This is a genomic window from Cupriavidus metallidurans CH34 (assembly GCF_000196015.1).
Taxonomy (GTDB): domain Bacteria; phylum Pseudomonadota; class Gammaproteobacteria; order Burkholderiales; family Burkholderiaceae; genus Cupriavidus; species Cupriavidus metallidurans.
The window spans coordinates 2,195,102-2,214,741 of sequence record NC_007974.2 but is presented as its reverse complement, the minus strand read 5'-3'; the positions used below and the strand labels follow the sequence as shown (position 1 = coordinate 2,214,741).

At 58.1% G+C, this 19,640-nt stretch carries 20 protein-coding genes; 16 read left to right on the top strand and 4 right to left on the bottom strand.

Annotated features, from left to right (window positions below; genetic code table 11):
• The first annotated feature begins 420 nt into the window (after positions 1–420).
• The 5 genes from RMET_RS27950 to RMET_RS27930 all read left to right on the top strand — a co-directional run bounded on the left by RMET_RS27950 (position 421) and on the right by RMET_RS27930 (position 5,169).
• Entirely contained in the window at positions 421–1,080 is a 660-nt protein-coding gene (locus tag RMET_RS27950) for a hypothetical protein (RefSeq protein WP_157139117.1), read from the top strand.
• 608 nt (positions 1,081–1,688) lie between these two features.
• Positions 1,689–2,780 carry a hypothetical protein gene (locus RMET_RS27940; protein WP_152560197.1) on the top strand — a complete coding sequence of 364 codons (1,092 nt, stop codon included), beginning with the start codon at positions 1,689–1,691 and terminating at the stop codon, positions 2,778–2,780.
• 102 nt (positions 2,781–2,882) lie between these two features.
• On the top strand, positions 2,883–3,191 hold the full coding sequence (locus RMET_RS32990) for a hypothetical protein (RefSeq protein WP_152560198.1): 309 nt from the start codon (positions 2,883–2,885) through the stop codon (positions 3,189–3,191).
• A 139-nt stretch (positions 3,192–3,330) separates the two neighbouring features.
• Positions 3,331–3,822, top strand: a complete 492-nt coding sequence (locus RMET_RS27935; RefSeq protein ID WP_011519869.1) for a hypothetical protein — start codon at positions 3,331–3,333, stop codon at positions 3,820–3,822.
• A 999-nt stretch (positions 3,823–4,821) separates the two neighbouring features.
• Positions 4,822–5,169, top strand: a complete 348-nt coding sequence (locus RMET_RS27930; RefSeq protein ID WP_152560199.1) for a hypothetical protein — start codon at positions 4,822–4,824, stop codon at positions 5,167–5,169.
• 235 nt (positions 5,170–5,404) lie between these two features.
• Here RMET_RS27930 and RMET_RS27925 read toward each other — a convergent pair whose 3' ends face one another.
• Positions 5,405–5,899 carry a DUF6471 domain-containing protein gene (locus RMET_RS27925; RefSeq protein ID WP_011519864.1) on the bottom strand — a complete coding sequence of 165 codons (495 nt, stop codon included), beginning with the start codon at positions 5,897–5,899 and terminating at the stop codon, positions 5,405–5,407.
• Between the two features lie 201 nt (positions 5,900–6,100).
• Between RMET_RS27925 and RMET_RS31855 the strand changes: the two genes are divergently transcribed.
• The 7 genes from RMET_RS31855 to RMET_RS27880 all read left to right on the top strand — a co-directional run bounded on the left by RMET_RS31855 (position 6,101) and on the right by RMET_RS27880 (position 13,847).
• Positions 6,101–6,658: an HAD domain-containing protein gene (locus RMET_RS31855; RefSeq protein WP_049799813.1), complete on the top strand. Its 558-nt coding sequence runs from the start codon at positions 6,101–6,103 to the stop codon at positions 6,656–6,658.
• Positions 6,659–7,057: 399 nt separating this feature from the next.
• Entirely contained in the window at positions 7,058–7,960 is a 903-nt protein-coding gene (locus RMET_RS31850) for a TnsA endonuclease N-terminal domain-containing protein (RefSeq protein ID WP_152560201.1), read from the top strand.
• The gene (locus RMET_RS27910; RefSeq protein ID WP_011519860.1) at positions 7,960–10,137 is read left to right on the top strand and encodes a Mu transposase C-terminal domain-containing protein; all 2,178 of its coding nucleotides are present in this window, start codon (positions 7,960–7,962) and stop codon (positions 10,135–10,137) included. The genes RMET_RS31850 and RMET_RS27910 overlap by 1 nt, the downstream gene beginning before the upstream one ends.
• A complete protein-coding gene (locus tag RMET_RS27905; protein WP_029309851.1) occupies positions 10,121–10,924 on the top strand; it encodes an ATP-binding protein in 804 nt (267 codons plus the stop codon). The genes RMET_RS27910 and RMET_RS27905 overlap by 17 nt, the downstream gene beginning before the upstream one ends.
• Before the next feature lie 24 nt (positions 10,925–10,948).
• Positions 10,949–12,090 (top strand): IS3 family transposase gene (locus tag RMET_RS27895; protein ID WP_085960507.1). Its coding sequence is split into 2 segments (ribosomal slippage): positions 10,949–11,186 and positions 11,186–12,090, totalling 1,143 coding nucleotides; the frame shifts between segments, so codons are not numbered across the junction.
• A gap of 56 nt (positions 12,091–12,146) precedes the next feature.
• Positions 12,147–12,602 (top strand): hypothetical protein, encoded by a 456-nt coding sequence (locus RMET_RS27890; protein ID WP_035823017.1) that lies wholly within the window; start codon positions 12,147–12,149, stop codon positions 12,600–12,602.
• Positions 12,603–12,660: 58 nt separating this feature from the next.
• A protein-coding gene (locus RMET_RS27880; RefSeq protein ID WP_085960481.1) for an IS3-like element ISRme13 family transposase occupies positions 12,661–13,847 on the top strand; the annotation gives its coding sequence in 2 pieces (ribosomal slippage) (positions 12,661–12,916 and positions 12,916–13,847; 1,188 coding nt in all).
• Positions 13,848–13,884: 37 nt separating this feature from the next.
• Here RMET_RS27880 and RMET_RS27875 read toward each other — a convergent pair.
• From RMET_RS27875 to RMET_RS27865, 3 genes are all read right to left on the bottom strand, one after another.
• Positions 13,885–14,532 carry a 2OG-Fe(II) oxygenase gene (locus RMET_RS27875; RefSeq protein ID WP_011519857.1) on the bottom strand — a complete coding sequence of 216 codons (648 nt, stop codon included), beginning with the start codon at positions 14,530–14,532 and terminating at the stop codon, positions 13,885–13,887.
• Positions 14,529–14,783, bottom strand: a complete 255-nt coding sequence (locus tag RMET_RS27870) for a hypothetical protein (RefSeq protein ID WP_049799811.1) — start codon at positions 14,781–14,783, stop codon at positions 14,529–14,531. The genes RMET_RS27875 and RMET_RS27870 overlap by 4 nt, the downstream gene beginning before the upstream one ends.
• A gap of 285 nt (positions 14,784–15,068) precedes the next feature.
• The gene (locus RMET_RS27865) at positions 15,069–15,536 is read right to left on the bottom strand and encodes an ester cyclase (protein WP_011519855.1); all 468 of its coding nucleotides are present in this window, start codon (positions 15,534–15,536) and stop codon (positions 15,069–15,071) included.
• Between the two features lie 374 nt (positions 15,537–15,910).
• Between RMET_RS27865 and RMET_RS27860 the strand changes: the two genes are divergently transcribed.
• From RMET_RS27860 to RMET_RS27845, 4 genes are all read left to right on the top strand, one after another.
• Positions 15,911–16,201 carry a hypothetical protein gene (locus tag RMET_RS27860; RefSeq protein ID WP_011519854.1) on the top strand — a complete coding sequence of 97 codons (291 nt, stop codon included), beginning with the start codon at positions 15,911–15,913 and terminating at the stop codon, positions 16,199–16,201.
• Between the two features lie 6 nt (positions 16,202–16,207).
• Positions 16,208–16,597 (top strand): hypothetical protein, encoded by a 390-nt coding sequence (locus RMET_RS27855; protein WP_011519853.1) that lies wholly within the window; start codon positions 16,208–16,210, stop codon positions 16,595–16,597.
• Positions 16,598–16,660: 63 nt separating this feature from the next.
• Entirely contained in the window at positions 16,661–18,115 is a 1,455-nt protein-coding gene (locus tag RMET_RS27850) for an MFS transporter (protein ID WP_011519852.1), read from the top strand.
• A 4-nt stretch (positions 18,116–18,119) separates the two neighbouring features.
• A complete protein-coding gene (locus RMET_RS27845; protein WP_011519851.1) occupies positions 18,120–19,640 on the top strand; it encodes an FGGY family carbohydrate kinase in 1,521 nt (506 codons plus the stop codon).

Here is a 19,640-nt window from a genome sequence, read left to right as displayed (position 1 = left end):
TCCTCAATTGAGACAATTTCTACGCTGTTTTTGGGAGGATATCTTTCCTTTAGGGATGAAAGGCAATGCCGAAGGCCCCCTAGGACCGGCATAGGGAGCCTCCTTCCATCGTCCAGATTCAACGATTCCGACAGTCATTCGAGCCACGCACTATCTTCGCCTGCGTGTTGGACGTCTCAGCTCTTTCCCCACAGCGTCCAATCTCCCTCCATCGCTGCCGTCTTCTAGCCGACCAATGGAGCGGTCACCTCCGAAGCCTTTCATCTGGAAAGACAGGGCACTCCCGCCGGTCACCATTGTGGTCGGCCGACGTGTGACCTACTCGTATACGTCTGGTTGAGTCTCATGATTGATACTAAATTTGAATAACCAAGGTGACGTAGATCGTGCATGAGATATAACGCGGGAAAAGACGCCGTAATGGTGGAAGATCTTCGCACCGCCCGGTGCAATCCGAATTTCCGCCATCTTGCGAACAAGTTGCCAGGCGGAATCCAAGGGCGGCTTCCGGTCGCAAGACGGCCGTCCTCGCTTCAGGCGTTGCAGCGTCTGTCAACCCTGCTTTCGCCTACCCTCGCCGTGCTGGAAGTCCGTGGAAAATCTGCTCCCGGAGAAATGGACCAGCCACTACTAATTGACCCGATGAAACGTGCTCTGAAGATCGCAGCCCTCTTGATACCGTTGGCCGCCTTAGCAGCCGAACCCGACCCGCGAGTGGTCTACACATATAAATCAGTCGGAAACAAGCCGTCCGAAGCCGTCGTGTCGGGGCTTGTTAACATGGACGAGATCTTCGACAAGTCGGGCGACAACTGCCAGCAATTCGTGGGGACAGCGACAGTTGAAGGAGTTCAGTTCAGCTCGAGCGGCGCGACGCTTGAAAGCTTTCGGTTTACCGATAAGAGGGGCAATCAATGGTCGGTTCCGACCAACATCGGCAAGCTCCCCGGGGCTGCACGGGGAGCTGCAAACAATTTCATCCGCGTCGGGCGACCGTACTTCCTGCAAGTCCAAATATGCGGTAGCGGCGGCTTCCCCTCGTTGATTAACGCATACAGCGCGGCCCAATTTGGGCAGTAGGGCAAGTCGAGATCGAGGTAACGAGCTGCTGGATGCCCATGTTGACATCATCAGCTGTGGGCTAGCGTCGCGTGCCGTCGCCGCTAGTCATGAACAAATGGAGGGGGTATGTGGAAAAACGGGCGCCTGTTCGCCTTTCTGGTCGCAGCTAGCTTGGGAGGCCTTGCTTCCGAGGCCAGTGCACAATCGACGGCTCTCTTGCTGTTTGGGGGAACCAGTCACAAGACGTTCCTAGGGTGTCTGAACTGCGGGCAGTACGAGAGTAGCTCAGTCTGTAATGCCTACGGTGAGTTTGGCTCACCATATCAGGCGGACAGTATCTGGAATCCCTACGGAACTTACGGTTCGAAGTACAACAATGAGTCTCCCTGGAACACATACGGCACTAGTGCCCCCGCTATTGTCGACAAGGATGGCAACTTCTATGGCTATCTATCCGCCAATCGATACCTCGCTAAGCGCACGACTATAAAGGGTCTTGTCGCATTAACTGAGGCAGCTGAAGAGTTCGATGATCTCGAGAAACTGTCAGATGCATTTTGCCGGCGGCGATAGCCGAGACTTGCTTCTTTGTTTCTAGCGATAACACCAAGAAGGCGTTCACAGAAATGGAACTGACAGGAAAAACAGTCTGGCAGCAAGCGGCGGGCGACACGAATCGAAATTACGTGGACATCTGTTTGAACTGGGATGTAATTCTAAACGGACCAGGTTATGCCGGTCCCATGCCGGATGCAAAAGAGACCCTTTTGAAGGACGACTGGTCACCGCGGAAAGTCACCGACCTACGACGTTTTTCAAGTGATATGCGACCCGGCGACATCGTTGTACTCCGTCTTGGAACGAGCCAAGTGCATGGGGTAGGCGAAGTAGTCGGTCCGTACGAATGGCACGACGAATTCGGCGATATTGACGGCTGGGACCTTCAGCATGTGCGTCGAGTGAAGTGGCTATGGAGGCCAGTCGGCGGCCCCAAGACTTTTCCAGCTTATGCCCTGAATCAGGGAGATACGACGCAGCGATTAAGCAATGGTCCGGTCTTCGATTGGCTCAAGACGCTCACGCTCTCGCCAAGCGGGGATTCAACTGCACCGAAGCCCTTACCCAATGTCTCACACCGCGAGATCTCTCTGTCAGAGATTTCTTCATTCTTGTTCGATCACGGTGTAGCAAGTGCTTCAATTTCGAACCTTCTAGCAGAGATCGGCGAACTCATGCGAATCGGCCATTGGTACAAGCGGTCTAAGATGCCATCCGAGCATGAAACAGTGGCTTATCTCGTTGTTCCGCTTATGCGCGCACTGGGCTGGACGCCGCAGCGTATGGCGGTGGAATGGAACCGTGTCGACTTGGCGCTCTTTGAGCGCCTGCCACGAGAAGACAAGAATCTGTGTGCGGTTGTTGAAGCAAAGAAGATGGACGATTCATGTCTGACGGCTATGTCACAGGCGCTGGGATACGCACAGACCAGGTCAGAATGTCACCGCCTAATCGTGACGGACGGCATGCGTTTTGGTGTCTACACGCGGCCAGGCGGAGGGGAGTTCAAGCTACATGCTTACCTCAACTTGACCAGGTTGCGTGACGAGTACCCTGTGTACCAATGTGGTGGGGCCCGCCAGGCGCTACTCGCACTTGCTCCTGAGTGGAAGCCTACGTCGGCGCTCCCTTCTGGCGGCCAAGTGGAAGAAGTCGCATAGGCCAATCGTCTATCGAGTTTCGCCAGCTTAAACATCGAAACCCATGCGGATATGGTCTCGGGTCCAGAGTAAGAAACGGCCCATACCCAGCACTTGTTGCCGGTGGCAAAAGGGCTTTTTGGCAGCAGGCGTCAGGACCGCACTCTGTGGATTGCCGGGGTGGATTGTGCCGGTGTGCCAACAATTTCGCCGCACGTATCGCAAACGGCTACAAGAAAGTTCTTCACCGAACCTTTGCTGTTTGCAAACGCGAGATTGCGACGAAGGAAGGTCGTAGCAACAACCTTGCCGCAGCGCGAGCAGATCGCCTTACTTTTGTTCGCCTTCCCGGAAATGCTGAAAACTTTTCTCGACCGGACTGAACTAGAAATCCCAAAGCGCTGCAGGGAGTTTTCTCTCTACGCCGTCTGAGATGCCCTCTAACGCTTGTCGCGATAGGCTCTCATGGACGATTTTTCGACTATACGTCCTGGCAAGCCATTCTCTGCGGCATGCATCACATGACTAGGCGTGCAATCACGCATCGCGAATCGAATATTGGAGAGCAAATATGAGCTTGGGCCCGTTCTATGCAGCAGTGAAGAACCTGACGAAACTCGAGGGCTACGATCCGGACTACCCTGGCACCTGGCCTCACAGAACGATTGAAATCGAGGTCGACGCCGAGTACCCGGAATACCCGGAGGGATTGGAGGTCGGCGCGCTGTATCAGTATGAAAGCGAAGAGAATTATTGGCTCAACGCCGACCAAGATATGTACTTCTTTAAGTGGCGCGAGAAGCTGGTTCAGATGGTCGGGGAAAAGAGTGTCGAAGAAGCGGAGGGACAGTTTCCGTTCTGCGAGCTGATTCGCCATCAAGGAAGCACGGGAGGTACTATCGGCCCTGTCGTGTGCGAGAAAATTGCTTCAGACTTTGATGCATGGGAAGCCGCGGCGCGGTCGCTGGGCGACGAGAGGTTCTTTGAGTACTACGTGCACATTCGCCGAGCATTCGAGTTCGCGCGAGGCACTGGTGCAGTAAGCCTGTGTGTGTTGTTCTGATGTGGGGATTGCGAAAGGGAAGTTGAGCAACATCTACGGCGGGCGCTTGAGCGCTCGCTTTTTTCGCTTCCGCGATCGCTGCGCCTCCCGCAATTCCACGCCGCTCCTGGCTGCCCTTGAAAACCCAACAAAAGCGTCTACACTCGACCTCAAGCGCCGCTCGGTGCTTCCTGGATTGCCCACCACAACGAGAACGACAATTCCCGGGCAGTCACTTCCCTTGGTTCGTCCACATTGAGTTCAGCAGGAGCCAGTAGCTCTTGCTTTCCGCGCTCATCATTCGCTGATGCAGCCGCGCTGCGTTCGTCCGAGCGCTTCGTGGTCGATGAGCTGCGGCTACCGATGGGCGTCCCTAGCAAGGAGCACGTATGCCTATTTGGAGAGTGGCCGCTGTCGAAGAACGGCCGCAAATAACCCTCGGTCATTGGACCGTCTACGAAACTGAACGCGGCGAGCGACACTTCGTCGGCCGATGTATGGACAGCGGATCAGGGCGAGTCAGCTCCGCAATCGAATCCTTCGATGCCGCCGCGCGGACCGGTACGACCAGAAGCGGACGCACCTATGTCCTTTCTGGCGGCCCAGGTCATGACCCCGATGGGATGCACGTGTGGTCAGTGTGGAAGTTGGTCAACGCCGTAAAGGAGGAGAAGAACGTCACGCCTGACTATATCGAACCCGCTCATCGAATCATCTAACTGGGCCGTGTTCGGAGCTATCTCGCTGTGCTTTGGCGAGGAAACTTACGCTTTCTTGCTGGCAAAAATCAGAACCATAGAGAAGCCAGCTCTTTTTGCGTTGCGTGCCGCTTTCGGATGCGCTGCGTAAATCTGTCCGATTGTAGTCCTTGAGGCATCTAACCAATGCATGACTAAGTACCCCTGAGAAAATCTCAGTGGATACGGCCAATCGAAGGGCTACGTTCATCGTGATTAGGAGAACGAAATGGGACCCTCAAGAACGAGAGAAGAGAAGTTCATTCAGCGGCGTGAGCGTGTGATGCCACTGAAGCCTGAGCAGTTTGATGAGTTGAGAAATTGGCCGCTCCAGCTCGTCGACATAGTTTTTGTCGAGGAGTGGAGGTTGATCAGAACGCCAGCTGGGAGGGTGCATCTTGTCGGGCGATTTTCACCAGGTGGCCGACTCAAGGCCTCGCTGCCATTGGCAGCTCTCAATCTGTCGTCACGCTCGGTGGTGACGCTGACGGGCAAGAAACTCCGGCTGCAGGGCGAGCCGGGTTGCACCGCGATCGGGAAGTGCATTGCGTCAATGTATGGGATCTTCGATAGGCGGATGCTCGAGGCCCAGGATGTCACGGACGCTTACGTTAGCCTCACGGCCGAGTAGGGTGTGCACCGTCGGGCTGTGGGCTTAAAGGACGAAAATCCCCTTGCCTTTCTCGCCCGACGGACTACTCTAGAGGTGCGATTTTCATCGCACTACAGCAAGAGCCCACAGTAGAACGACATGGCAGCTTGCTAGCTTGATGCTCGGCATAGACCGGGCTCTATCCATCTGCTCACCATGTGAGCCATATCTTTGGGCGGTGTTTCAGCCCGTGCGAAGCTCCCGGAATAGACGCTCAGGGCTTTCCTTGGAAAGCGCTGAATTCCCTGTCGCCTGCAGCTTCCAGCAGGTCATTGCGATCAACGAATCGCGTGAACTCTGAGACTGGCACTACCAGCGCCAATTGCAAAAACGCCGTGAATGGAAGCTCTCCATTCGCGAGCTGCGCTTCGACCTTTTCTGGCTTAAGCGATATGCCTAGTTCTTCAAGTCGGTCGGATAGGTCCTTGACGCTCAGCCCATGGGCTTTCATCTCATGGAGGAAGACATGTTTGGCAGCATTTTCCCAGGACTTATTCGAATCAATGAATTTTGTCCATTGCGTAGGGTATTCCGCTCCAACGACATCAAGCATTGCCAGAAAGAAGGCAAGGCTATAGGTGCCTCGATGGATTTTGCTCTCCGTTCCGCGCAGGGATTCAGGCATTCCATCAACGGAGATGCGTTCGGCTAGTTGGGCAAAAGAGAAGTCCTTGCGCGCAAGCACTCCTCGTGCAGTGCGCGTAGCCAATCTCGACCATGGAGTATTCGTGTGCGCCAACTCGGATCCTCTTGCAGTTTCATGGGGCAACAGTCCAGCCCCTCTCAGGATGCAGTGCGTCGAGAGAAACTTGGTTCGTCAGCCGACAGGTTGCCACAGCCATTCTATCGCTTCTTCGAGCCCGCAGAGCAAGGGTTCGTTCGTAGCGGAACAGTTCGAGGAGGTCATGCAATGACCACCATGCCCACGTTATACCTTGCCTTCGACGGCGTGCTTCATCCGAACTTAGTTTCGTTTCACGGAGGGTGTGCACCGCGCCTTCGCGCTGGCGGACATACGCTGTTCGAGAACAACACAATCCTCGAACAGCTCATGGATGCCTGCCCATCGACCGTCGTCGTCCTGCACAACTGGTGGGTACAGATTGTGGGCTACCAGGGTACGTTGCGCCTGCTCCCCGAGTCCGTTCGCTCGCACGTCATTGGCTCTACGTGGCGCGAATGCAGGGGGCCTCGTGCCAGAGTGACCAACAATCGCTCGCGACGCGACTGGCTGCAAAACGACCTTGTTCGGCGACAGCCTGAGCATCCTGTGCTTGTCGATTGCGACGCGCGTCAGGTTGTACCCCAACTTCTCGACAGCGCCTGCATCGTTGACAACTGGCGGGGGCTGACTGAACCAGGTGCGTGGGAGCGACTCGTGACCTTGCTGACGACGAGGCCGGAGCAGACGCAGATCTCGGGGTATTCCTTGGACCCGCGGCACTTGAAGGAACGCGTCGCCGCCTGACGAGCATCCGGCGCTTGCACGGAGCCGCAACATCGATGTTGGTGTACCGCCAAAGGGTGCCAATGGCAAGCAGCGCACGCCGGCGGCAGGAGCCATCTGTCTTGGGTCTCGATTGACGCGAGTGGGGTAGATAGCTCGCCCGTGCTCGGCGCCACTGTATCGCAGCGGGCTGCGCCTGAAATGTGATTTAAAGAATACTTGCATGTCAGATCGGCGATGGGTGGCGTCCCCTACTAGAAATAAATCTCCCCGAAATATTCCCTCCCAGCGTTGGACTTTTCGTCATCCGCATCCAAAGCGCACGAGCCCGGCATTTTTTCGGCCTATACGCTCGCACGGGACTTTAATGTGCACGCCACAAAAGCTAGTCCCGGCTTTGAACAATTATCGGAGTTGGACTTGACCAAAAAGTCACAAGATTTGTCGGCGGTAGCCAAGCGTCTTCTCAATCCCGCAGTGTCGGGCCGCGCGAAGGGGAAAGAAGTCATACGTACGCGGAAGGCCGGCGTATGGTCTCCGTTTGAAATGAATCCACAGAAATTAGAAAGATTTCTGCGTGAAGGGCGAGGAATGGGAAGCGGGAACGCGTACCGTCCGTGGATTCAGGTCAACGACTTCTCGTCCCTGGGCCGCGTCCATCGCACGTCGTCGGCACTCACGGGCTATCGAACACACCATCTACTGTCTGACAACGAGTACTACGCCTACCTGGAAGCATGGTGGGATGAGGAGATGCTGGACATTCGTGAACAGTATCCGCTGCTCCCGGTCGCGCTCACCTGCGGCATTGCCGCCGAGTTGGGCTTCAGGCATCCCTACAGCACGAAGTACCGACTCGCCATTCCCCTTACAACGGACCTGCTGCTCGTCAGGAAGCGCGGACTCGAAGCCGTCGCAGTAGTGGAAGACGCCCACTACGAAGAACAACGTACGGAAGAAAAGCTGGCGATCGCCGAGGAATTTTGGCGGCGACGGGGTGTTCCGACGCGGGTTGCGCTTTCCTCAACGCTGAAGGTGCAGCGTTCCCGAAACCTGCATTGGATTTATCAAGCGCGTCGCGCGCCCACCGAGCGTCCGTATGCGCCTGGTGCGAATCCTCTGCATGATTGCCTGGTAGGCCAAGTCGAGGGCGGACCTATGAGTTTCTGGGAGCTGGCCTTCCGCGCGGACCTCGCGCTTTGCCTTCCCATGGGGACATCCATCGCTGCGATTCGCTGGCTGCTGGCCGAGCGTGTCCTCTCGACCGATATCGACGACGGCGACATCACTAAGGATTGTGAGATTTTCGTTCGGAGCAAGTGATGAGCAATCTCCAAATCCAACGTCTGCCTGAGCTGGCCACCAACATGTTGTTCCGGCTGCGGAATGACCCGAAGAGTCCGCTCCAGCGCATCGTTTGGACAGGTGGCCAGTCGTACCACACCTTCTATGTGCCGGTAAGCGGTGATGATTGGCCGCAAGCATGCCTCACGGACGAACTGAGGGCACGGTTCAGTCCTGACTACGTTGGCGACGACGCTCTGGTCTTCGTTGGAGAGGACCCGTACGCAGTCAAGGTCCGGGCTGAGCCTAGTGCCTTTGCCCTTGAACGAATGCGCTGGATTTTCGATTTGGTTAAGGGAAAGAAGCTGATCGACATTCTGACCCCGAGTAAACGCGGCAAGGCTATCGAGGAGCAGGTGGCCAAAGTGGGGAAGCCCCGGGCTACGCTCACCTTTCAGCTCAAGCGATACCTTGCCCGTGGAATGACGGTCTCCGCTCTGGAGGGCGATCTGGCCAATTGCGGCGGCCGCGGCAAGCAAAGGAATGCACTGAGTAAGGTCGGGGCAAAGAGGAGCGTGAAGGCAGGCGATGGCACACAAGTTAACGAATCCAACCGCTCCATACTTGAAGCCGGCGTAAGTTACTTGCTCGGTGCGCCGAAGCGCACGCTGCAACTGGCTCTCGACTTTATCCACGAGAAGTTCTGTCACGACTGGCCCGCGACAAAGCTCTTCACCAGACGCCAGCTTCAGCATCACCTGTACTTCACGCGCCCGTTTACCCAGCGCAAACGCAAGAAGCATGGTGAACGGAGATTCAATCTTTCGATGCGCGCGTTCAACGGGACGGTGGATACGTACGGGCCGGGTGCGCAGTATCAGATAGACGCGACGATTGCCGACGTGTATCTCGTGTCGGCTCTGGACAGGCTTTCGATTGTCGGTCGGCCGACGATCTACATCGTCTCAGATACGTTCTCTCGGCAGATTGTTGGTGTGTACGTCACTCTCTCCCCTCCTTCAATTGAGGGGGCCGCGCTGGCGATGGAGAGCGTTGTGACGCCGAAGGTTGCCCTTTGCGCCGAATACGGAATCGAAACCAAAGAGGAACACTGGCCTGCGCACCATTTATCGAGTCAGCTACTTGGAGACCGCGGCTCGGAATTCATCAGCGTCAAGGCGTGGGATCGCATCGTTCAGCGAATGATTATGGACGTCGCTAATACGGCGGCGTTCCGGCCCGACTGGAAGTCGATTGTCGAGTCGCGCTTCAATCTGCTCAACGCCGTTTGGGCGCCGTTTGTGCCGGGCTACGTCGACAAGGACTTTAGAGAGCGGGGCGGCAAGGATTATCGACTGGACGCGGTGCTCACCCTCCGCGAGTTCACAGCGGTGTTCCTCGTCAGCGTCATCGAGTACAACAACCGCCCCCTCCGCACGAAGAAGCAGATTCCTGAGATGGTTGCCGCAAAGCTGAGTCCAACCCCCGTGGAACTGTGGAAGTTCGGTATCAGCAAGCTCAGTGGAGCACTCCGGACTGTTCACATCGACGAGGTTCGAGCCTGCGTGTACCCGCGCGGTGAAGCCGTAGTCTCTGAATATGGTATCGGGTTTGCGACTCGCTTCTATGAGACACCGCGTGCGATGAAGGAAGAGTGGTTCCCCCGATCCCGAAAGAAGAACTTTAAGGTCGAGGTCGCATATGACCCGATTAATCCGGCAAAGCTGTTCGTCCTCCATGAAGACGGATCGTTCGAGAGAGCGACGCTTCGGATGACGGCAGGGCAGCAGTATGACGAGGTAGTGAGCCTGGCAGAAATCGAAAAGCTGCAGAAGGACGCTGCGCGCACTTTGAATGATGGCTTTGACAACGCGGAGCCACTCAAGCGTGCACTGCGTGACCAGAGGGAAGCCATCGTCGAGGGAGCCATCAAGGAGAAGGAAGAGCGCATGGTCGCAGCCGGCGTCAAGCAGCTAGATACGAAGAGTATCCGCGACGCTAAGGCAAATGAGCGCGAACTCGAAGACCTGCTACGCAGCGGTCAGGTGCCTGAAATCCTGCGCAACGAACCTCCTGTCGAGACACCCAAGAAGGTGGAAGAGCAGGCCGAGGAGTCGTGGGAAGACTTCGGCGATCTTTCAATCGCGCTCCTGGAAGCAGCAAAGAGAAACCCTCCAGATGACCTGAAAGGAGACAAAGATGAAAACCAAGCCTAACGAATACATACTCCCTTCACATACGTTCGAGGGGGAGCGCGATTTCATCGAAGCGGAGTACCTGCCGTCGCTCATCCCCGAGTTCGCAGGGAATCCGCTCGTCGAGGCGCTGCCTCAAGACTATTACGGACAGGAGACCATCAAAGGCTTCGCAAGCTATCCGTCGTTTTCTGACGAGCAACGGTTTATGCCTCGAAGCTTTCGACTTCATGCAGTCTCGCGATTGCGTACGTTTCTGGAGACCTTGCCTTGGCATATCAGCGTCATGCAAGACATCTTCAAGAACGTCTGGAACGGGTACGCGTCCCGCAATCCCTTAGTGAACAGGCGGCAGACCCTCCAGGAACGATATCGGCTGGCTATGCAAACAGGCACTGTTCTGCCGTTGCAGGCTCATATGCCCTCTCATGCAGCGACCTTTGGGTTGCTGGGGCCTTCTGGAATCGGCAAGTCGACGGTCGTCGATCGCTCCCTTCAGTGTTTGCCTCAGGTGCTGAAGCACTCCAAGCATGGAATCGTCCAGCTCGTGTGGTTGAAGGTTGAATGCCCGCCAGACGGCAGCTTGAAGCAACTGATGTATTGGATTTTGGAACAGGTCGATGAGCAACTTGGCTCTAAATATGCCAAGTACATCACGAAGCAAATGGGTCTGGACGACCGCATGGCGTTGGTCGGGCGGACCTTGGAAAGACACTTCACGGGTCTGCTAGTTCTCGATGAAATCCACAATGTACTTCGCGATGCAAGGTGGACCGGCCAGCCTTTCGTAGACATCTTCGAGCCATAATTTGTGGCAACCGAGGAGGTCAGTATGAGCGGCAAGCGGTACACGGATGAGTTCAAGATTGAGGCAGTCAAGCAAGTCACTGAGCGCGGTCATTCGGTGGCGGATGTGGCGCAGAGGTTGGGCATCACGACCCATAGCCTGTACGCCTGGAAGAGGAAGTTCGAGAAACCGGACGTCGTGCAGCGGGCCGAACTGGATCAGAACGCCGAGATTCGACGACTGAAGGCCGAGCTCAAGCGCGTGACAGAGGAGCGCGACATTCTAAAAAAAGCCGCCGCGTACTTTGCAAAGGGATAGCGGCAAGGTACGCATTCATGCGCTCCCACATCAGTGAATATTGCCTGCGCACGATGTGTCGGGTACTGGGCGTTCATCGTAGCGGTTACTACGTCTGGCAACGCCAGGCATCCAGCCCACGCCGGCGGGAGGATGATCGGCTGCTGGGTCTGATCAAGCATCACTGGTTGGCCAGCGGTGGCGTCTATGGCTACCGCAAGATCACGGTAGATCTGCGTGAATCTGGCGAAGCTTGCAGCCGTCACCGTGTGCATCGACTGATGAAAGGAGAAGGCCTGCGCGCACAGGTTGGTTACGGCAGCAAGCCACGCTATCGTGGCGGTCCGGTCGGCGTGGTGGCGAACGTCTTGAATCGAGAGTTCGCCCCCGATGCGCCGAACAAGGTCTGGGTCACCGACATCACGTACATCCGAACCTACGAAGGCTGGCTGTATCTGGCGGCAGTCATGGATTTGTACTCGCGTCAGATCGTTGGCTGGGCCACGCGATCAACGATGACCAGCGATCTGGTATTGCAGGCCTTGCTAGCCGCAGTCTGGAAACGCAAACCGAGGGCAGGTGTTATGGTGCATTCGGATCAGGGCAGCCAGTTCACCAGCGATGATTGGCAGTCATTCCTGAAGGCACACAACATGGTGCCGAGCATGAGTCGTCGCGGTAATTGTCACGATAACGCCGTTGCCGAGAGCTTCTTCAGTGCATTGAAGAAGGAGCGAATCAAGCGGCGCATCTACCCGAACAGGGCGACTGCTGCCACGGACGTATTCGATTACATTGAGATGTTCTATAACCCGATTCGCCGGCACGGTTCCGCCGGCGACCTGTCACCTGTAGAGTTTGAGCGGCGCTACGCGCTAAACGGCTCGTGAGTGTCTATGAAACTCTGGCCGGTCCAAGGCGACATTACAGAAACATCGACTTCTTCATGACTTTCGCCAACAGGATTCGCGTTCCATCCCTGCATGTTGGGCTGCCGACCGCTATGGAGCTTTACCCGGACAACATGCATTCAAAGCGCCGGGCTACAGACTCGGGTATTCGCCTGTTGCCGCCCCAGATGGCTGACCGGGAATGGAAGTTGTACATCAGAGAACTCGTTAGGTATCAATGGCTGGAAGAGTTGGCGACCTTCGAGGAATTGGACGTCATACTCCGTGAAAAGTCGCAGAGGAATCCAGCCGTGTGCTCGCGGATTTTCGAGTTGGCACAAACCATCGCGATAGAAACAGGGAAAAGGAGATTGACTGCCGACTTCATCGCGAAGGTTGCCGATACACGTTTCACCATGCTGCGCCCGCTAATCGAAGCTATCAAGGCAAACAATGCCGAGATGGTGGCCAAACACAGCGCCGCGCTCAAGGCTGCAGAAGGTGAGGTCTGAGCTTGCCCCCGCAAAACGAATCCCTTGCTGAGGTTAAACTGAAGCAAGGAGAGATGTGATGACAAGCAAGACAAAGCGGGCGCAGTACACGCTGGAATTCAAGCTGGAAGCGGTACGGCTGGTGAAGAGCGGGCAGAGCATGGCAGTGGTTAGCGCGACCCTGGGCATCAGAGCGCAGACGCTGCATAACTGGGTCAAGGCGGAGCGGGAAGGCAAGCTGACTGGTGCGGGTATGAAGCCGGTCAGCCCGGAGCAGATGGAGCTGGCCCGGCTTCGGGCGGAGGTGGCGCGCTTGAAGATGGAGCGCGATATTTTAAAAAAAGCCGCAGCATACTTTGCGAAGGAGTCGGTGTGAGGTATGCGTTCATCGAGCGAAACCGACGTTACTGGCCGGTCTCGGTCCTGTGTGAGCTGTTAGGGGTCAGCCCCAGCGGCTATCACCAGCGCAAGCAACGCACAGTAAGCACCGACAGGCCAGATAGAGGCCGACTCAGTGACGATGCCTTGTTGGCCCACATCAAGGCGATTCACGCCGGGGTCAAGGGGGAGTACGGCTGGCCGCGCATGTGGAAGGAACTGCTGGCGCGTGGGGTGCGGGTGGGCAAGGAGCGTGTTCGCAAGCTGATGGCGCTGCACGGCATCCGTGCCCGCCACAAGCGCAAGTACATCGCGACAACCAACTCGAACCACGATTTGCCGGTGGCCCCCAATCTGCTGCAACGCGACTTTAGCCCAGCAGCACCCAATCAAGTCTGGACGAGCGACATAACCTATGTGGCGACCGCCGAAGGCTGGCTCTACCTGGTGGTCATCATCGACCTGTTCAGCCGGCAGGTGGTTGGCTGGTCGATGCAACCACACATGAAGGCCGAATTGGTCACGGACGCGCTGCGCATGGCCTGGTTCCGGCGCCGCCCGGAAGCCGGTGTGATTGTGCACACCGACCGGGGAAGCCAGTATTGCAGCCATCTGTTTCAAGACGCCCTGAAGGCGTATGGCATGCGCTCGTCAATGAGCCGCAGGGGCGATTGCTGGGACAACGCGCCGACTGAGAGTCTGTGGGGGTCGTTGAAGGTCGCTCGCCTGCACGGTCGCCAGTTCGCTACCCGCCGCGCCGCAATGGACGAGGTAATTGACTGGCTTGGCTTTTATAATGCCAGCCGACTCCACTCGACGCTGGGCTACGTCAGCCCCATGACGTTCGAGAAAAACTGGTCCGCAGCTCAGCAACACCGGGCTGCCTAATTCCCTCGGTTATGGGATTCGTGGAACAGGGGCAAGGTCAGAGAATGCGGCTGACGCCATGGCGCATGGAGACTTTGCGAGCGCCACTCCGTCCCATCGCAGGCCGATGATTCACGGTAAATACCAACGCGTCACCCTTACGCAGCGAAACCACATCCGCGCGCTGACCTTTTGTGGAACGCTCTGTCATGACGAACTCTCCGCCAGCGAAATCCTTGCCGGGCTCCGACAGCAGGATGGCCACCTGCAGCGGAAAGACGTGCTCGCCGTATAGGTCTTGGTGAAGACAGTTGTAGTCGCCCTCACCGTACTGAAGGATCAGCGGTGTCGGCCGGGTCTGGCCCGCCTGGTGGCACCGTCGCAGGAATGCGACCAGATCATCCGGGTACTGCACGTCGATTCCCAACTGCAGATTCCAGCGATTCGCAATCGGGGCTAGCCGGCGGTACAGCGCGTGGCGTAGCTGTTCCAGCAGCGGTGGCAACGGGTAAGCGAAGTACTTGTACTCGCCGCGCCCGAATCCATGGCGCGCCATGACGATCCGTGTGCGGTAGCCTTTCTCATTGGGGTAGAGTGCCGCGAGTCCATCGCATTGCTCCACCGTCAGAAGGCCGGGCAGCACGGCGTTTCCATAAGCATCGAGCGAAATCCCGATGTTCATCCAGTCGTAGGCCTCGGGTGTCATGGAGTAGCCTGCTGCAATGTCTCATAGAAGCGTATCGGGCTTCGCTCGATTGGTGAGCCGGAATCCGCCAGGACATCCAATCTCGCGGCCTGCTCGATGTCCAGATCGAGAAGACGCAACACGAGGTCTTCAAGTCGCATTCCATCAAGGCGCGACGTGGAGACATCCCGCGGCGGTAAGCCATGCTTCACCGCCGTCACCCAAGCCAGCAGTGATTGCGCAACAGGGTCGGTGCTTGCAGTCTTAGTCATGGTGCAGATCCATCGAAGTAGGGGTAAAGCAAACAAGAGCGCCAGCCATGAGAGGCTGGCGTTGATGGAATGCCGCCCGCCTCACAAAGCGAAGGTAATCCAAATGTACTGCCGAACTTGATTTACTACGCTCCGTTTCCTGCGGTGTAACTCGGAAGATCGCGTAAAGAAAATACGTGCTCGTAGATGAAGTAGGCCCGCAAGAATTGCAGGCCTACTTGTGCCGATCGGGAGCGTTGTTCCGCGCCAGAAAGGCGCGGAACAACTTGCCTCATTTAGTACTCATCAAGCGTCGCCGTTCTTGGTGGTGGCCTTGATGAGACCGAGTTGCGTCAGCGCGGTAACGCCATCGTCCAGTCCGCGCTCCTCTGCGATCTTGCCGTCGATCACCTTCAGCACCGTAGTGCCGGTGAAGTGCATCTTGCGTCCAGTTGCAGCAGGCAGGCCACCGATCAGGAAGTCATCGTGCGCCGGGCCGGTGTGCGTGCCACCACCTTCCCATTGGCCAATCACGTAGTCGCCTTCCGCGATCAGGTCGGCAGTGCCCCAGAAGTTGAGGTCGGGGAACGCCTTACGGAAGTCAGTCATGAATGCCCTGATGTCCGCGCGGCCGCGACGGGGCTCATGCAGCGAATAGTGAAGCAGCATGTCGGGCGCGGCGATTTCGTCGATGACCGCCAGATTGGGATTCTTCCCCCAGAATTCGGTGAACCACCGGCCGACGACGGCCTTGTTGTCGTCTTCTTTGCTCATTTGGAATCCTCATGGATAGTTTCGGAAGATCAACGAAACCGCTCGATGATCTGAGCGAAAGAGTAGACATCGCTTCGCGATTCAAAACTCCGGTTCTTGCGACGAAGTTCGGAGATGTTCTACGACACACGCCGCGCAACTCGCGGACGTCTTTGTCGTGCTGCGCGCGTGGCGACTACCGCCTTGATCTGACTTTGGTGTTCCTGTTGAAGTTAAAAAGGGCACCGCAAGGGGTGGAGTATTTCTAGCGCAAGAAACAGAGAGCGCCATCAAAGGCGGATCACTACTCTTCGTTCCAAGCGAGAAATACGACGTCTCGCTTCCACGAGTCAGGCGCGTCACCGGCCTTTGGCTGGACGCAAGGGGAGTCCGTCATGTCCATTCGTTTGATCCAGCCAGGTGCGTTCGCAGATCGCGGCGACGTTTGGCTGCGTGACCAGTTGGCCCGCCTCACGCAAAAGCAGGCGCAGTTCGGGAGCCACCACCGGTTCGACGCCGATGCGCTGCTGGCAAGATCGGCACGCATCGCCAGAGAGGCAAGTGCGGCAGCAGCGCCCGCCGCGCCGAAGATCTCGACTGGCGACCGCTTCCGGCGAGCGACGATTGAAGCTATCGAACATTGCTCGCGACTGGATGGTCATGCAGCAGCAGCCATTGCGCGTTGAGTCCACGTGAGCTCGCTTCTAGACTCGAGCCTGCACGCGCAGACAGTGCTCGCCATTCCCAGCGAGTTCTTTCCCATTCACCGGCCCGACCCAACTCCGCATGACGAGTGGATGGCGGTGCTGCCTGACAACACTGAAATCGTCGTCACCGACATGGCGGGCAAGCCCACCCCGCTCGGCATCGAGAAGGCTATCGCAATCGCGCAGAGCCGCGCCTATTCTGAGGCGTTGGCGCGCCAGCTTCTCGTGCCGCTTAGCGCAAGGGAGATCCTCCCGCGCCTCCGGCAATCCATTCTTGTAGCGAATCGTCCCGGCACAACCGGGTTTTCCCGGTTGACACCACCTGGCGGAGCGCATACATTCGCTGGGCAGATTCAGATAAGAGACCATCTGTAAGATGGTCTCTTAGCGCGTGCAGTTTGCTGCGGCCTCTTACAGAACAACGACAAGGAGACCGCCGTGCAAACCTCTGCCATCAAGATACGTGGCATCGATGATGTCATCGCCTTCATAGATTCCTGTCCAGGCATTCGCGGCCGCGCCGGCGTCATCTGGTGGCTGGCACTGGGCGGACTGTTCCTCGACGCATTCTCCAATTCCGCACTGAGCGCGGGCCTAGGGCCCATGACGCGCGACCTGAAGCTGGAACCGGCGCAGGTGGCATTGCTGACGTCGTTCGCTTCGTGGGTGGCCATCGCCTTCAATCCGCTGGGTGGCTGGATGGCTGACCGCTGGGGCCGTGTCAAACCGCTGATCCTGGCCAAGGTCTTTGCCGTCGTGGGTGCCTTGCTGGTGGTATTCGCGCCCGATTTCAACGCGATTCTCGTGGGACGTTTCTTCGTCGGTGCCGCGTACGGTATCGACTTCGCCATTGCCATGGCGGTATTGGCGGAGTTCACGCCCGTGAAGCTCAAGAGCCGTCTCAATACCTGGCAGGGCATGTGGTACACGGCTGTTTGCCTGAACCTGCTGCTCGCGTTGTTGTTTTACTCGTGGCAAGTCGGTGACACGATCTGGCGTTACTCGGTGGCGGCCACGGCTGTGTTTGGCGTCGGCATCCTGATCTTGCAAGTACTGTTCCTGGTGGAAAGCCCGACATGGCTGGCGCGCAAGGAGCGCCTCGAAGCCGCCGCGCAGGCCATGACACGCATCTACGGTCGTCCGTTCGAAGCTGCGCCACTGGCCGAGCGCGTTCCGGTGACCAACATGGCACGCCGCGGTCTCGCCAACGTGCTGCTGATCTTCCGTGGCATCTATTTGCCCCGCACGATTCTGGCGGCCACCGTGCAGATCGGTCAGTCGATCCAGTACTTCGGCATTGGCTGGTATCTGCCGCTGATCAGCGCGGCGCTGTTCGGCAAGGACTTTGTCTATGCCACGATTGGCGCGCTGGTGTTCAATGTGTGTGGCATCTTCGGTGGCTTCCTGTCACCGGTGATCGGCCGCAAGCTCGGCCTGCGCCGTGCTTCCGCGTACGGCTTCGCGGCGGTGTTCGTGATGCTGCTGATTCTTGGCCTGTTCAACGGCAAGATGCCCACATGGGTGGCCGTGGTCGTGCCGTCGCTGTTCATCCTGTTCCACTCGGGCGGCCCTGGCGCCAATGGCAAGAGCTTGTCGTCGCTGTCATTCCGCAGCGAACTGCGCGCGGGCGCCAACGGCGTTATCGGCGCGCTGGGTGCCATCGGAGCCGCGCTGGGCCTGCTGGTATTCCCGCTGTTTCGCGCGCGCTACGGGCTCGAAACCACTTTCCTGATTCTCTCCGTCGTGCCGCTGGTGGCCAGCATTATCTGCTTCCTCATTCGCTGGGACCCCACGCGCACGGCCATTCATCCCGATAACGAAGCCGATGCGCCGCAGTTCCGCAGCGATGCACGCGACGGCGCCGGCTTCATGCATCCCGCTACAGAGAAGTAACACCATGAAAAACAGGAACGTCATCCTGGCGATCGACGAAGGCACGTCTGGTACGCGTGCCGCGGTGGTTGCCAGCGACGGCCACGTCTCGTGTCAGCAGTACACCACGCTGCAGGTGGATTCACCGCGTCCCGGCGTGGTGGAGCAGGACGCCAACGTGCTGCTGGAAAAGACACTGGAAGTCTGCCGCGCCACGCTGGCCGAAGCCGAACGCAACGACTTGTGCATCGTCGCGCTGGCCATCGCCACGCAGCGCTCCACCGGCGTGCTGTGGGACACCGTAACGGGGCGTGCGCTGGTGCCCGCAATGGTCTGGCAGGACACGCGGTACGCGGCGGACCTCGATCAGATGGCATCCACGTGGGACCCGCGCTTGCGCGCCACCGTTGGTCGTCCAGCCGGCGTGCGCTCGGCTTACCTGTGGGCCGCGCGACATCTGCGGGAGACGCGCGCCGTCGCCGATGCGTGGCGCGATCGCCGGCTTGCGTTCGGCACCGTCGATAGCTGGCTGCTGTGGCACCTGTCCACCGAACGCGCGTGTGTGACCACACCGACGAATGCCACATCGTGCAGTGCCTATGTTCTTGGTGAACACCGCTACCTGACGGAGTGGGTCGAGGCGCTCGGATTCCCGCAAGAGTTGCTGCCAGAGTTGCGCCAGGATGCCGACGACTTCGGGCGCACGCGCCGCGACCTGCTTGGCGTCGACGTGCCGATCCTCGCCTGCGCGGGCGACCAACTGGCGGGCGCAGTCGGCCTCGGTTGTCTCGACGCCGGCCAGTCGATGTGCCTGCACGGCACCGGCAGCTTTGTTGATCTCGTCATCGGCCCGGACCTGCCCGAGCGCAGCGGGCAGTCGGACAGCACGCTGACGATGACGGCACGTCGCTTCGAGGGGGTTTCGCACTTTTCGGTGGAAACGTTCGTGGCTACTACCGGCTCGGCGCTGAACTGGGTTTGCGACAAGCTGCACTGGTTCGAAAGCGCGAAGCAGATCAGCGCATTGGCTGCGTCGGTGCCGTCATCGCGCGGCGTGACGTTCATTCCCGCGCTGACGGGCTTGCGTGTGCCGCAGATGCGGCCCGAGGCGCGCGCTGCGTTGAACGGGGTGTCGATGGCCACCACTCAGGCGGAGATCGCCTACGCAATCCTGGAAGGCATCGCGCATTCCGTGGCGTCCTGCATCGATGCCAACCGCGATATTGCCGGCGTGCCGGTGCGTGATCTCGTCGTCGGCGGGGGATTGTCGGGCAGCGACGCGCTGCTGCAGATGCAGGCTGACCTTACGGGCCTGCCGATTCATCGGATGCAGGAGACCGACCGGGCCAGCCTGCGTGGCATTGCCTATCTGGCTGGCGCATCGGGGCTGATGTGGGATTCGCTGCAGCAAGCCCGCACCACCACGTTGCCGGATGCGGTGTTCATGCCGCGCATCGGCGACGACGAACGGGAGGAACGGCGTGCGCTCTGGCACGCGCGTGTCGCTTCCGAGCTTTCCCACGTGCAGGCATTTGCCGCGCATTGA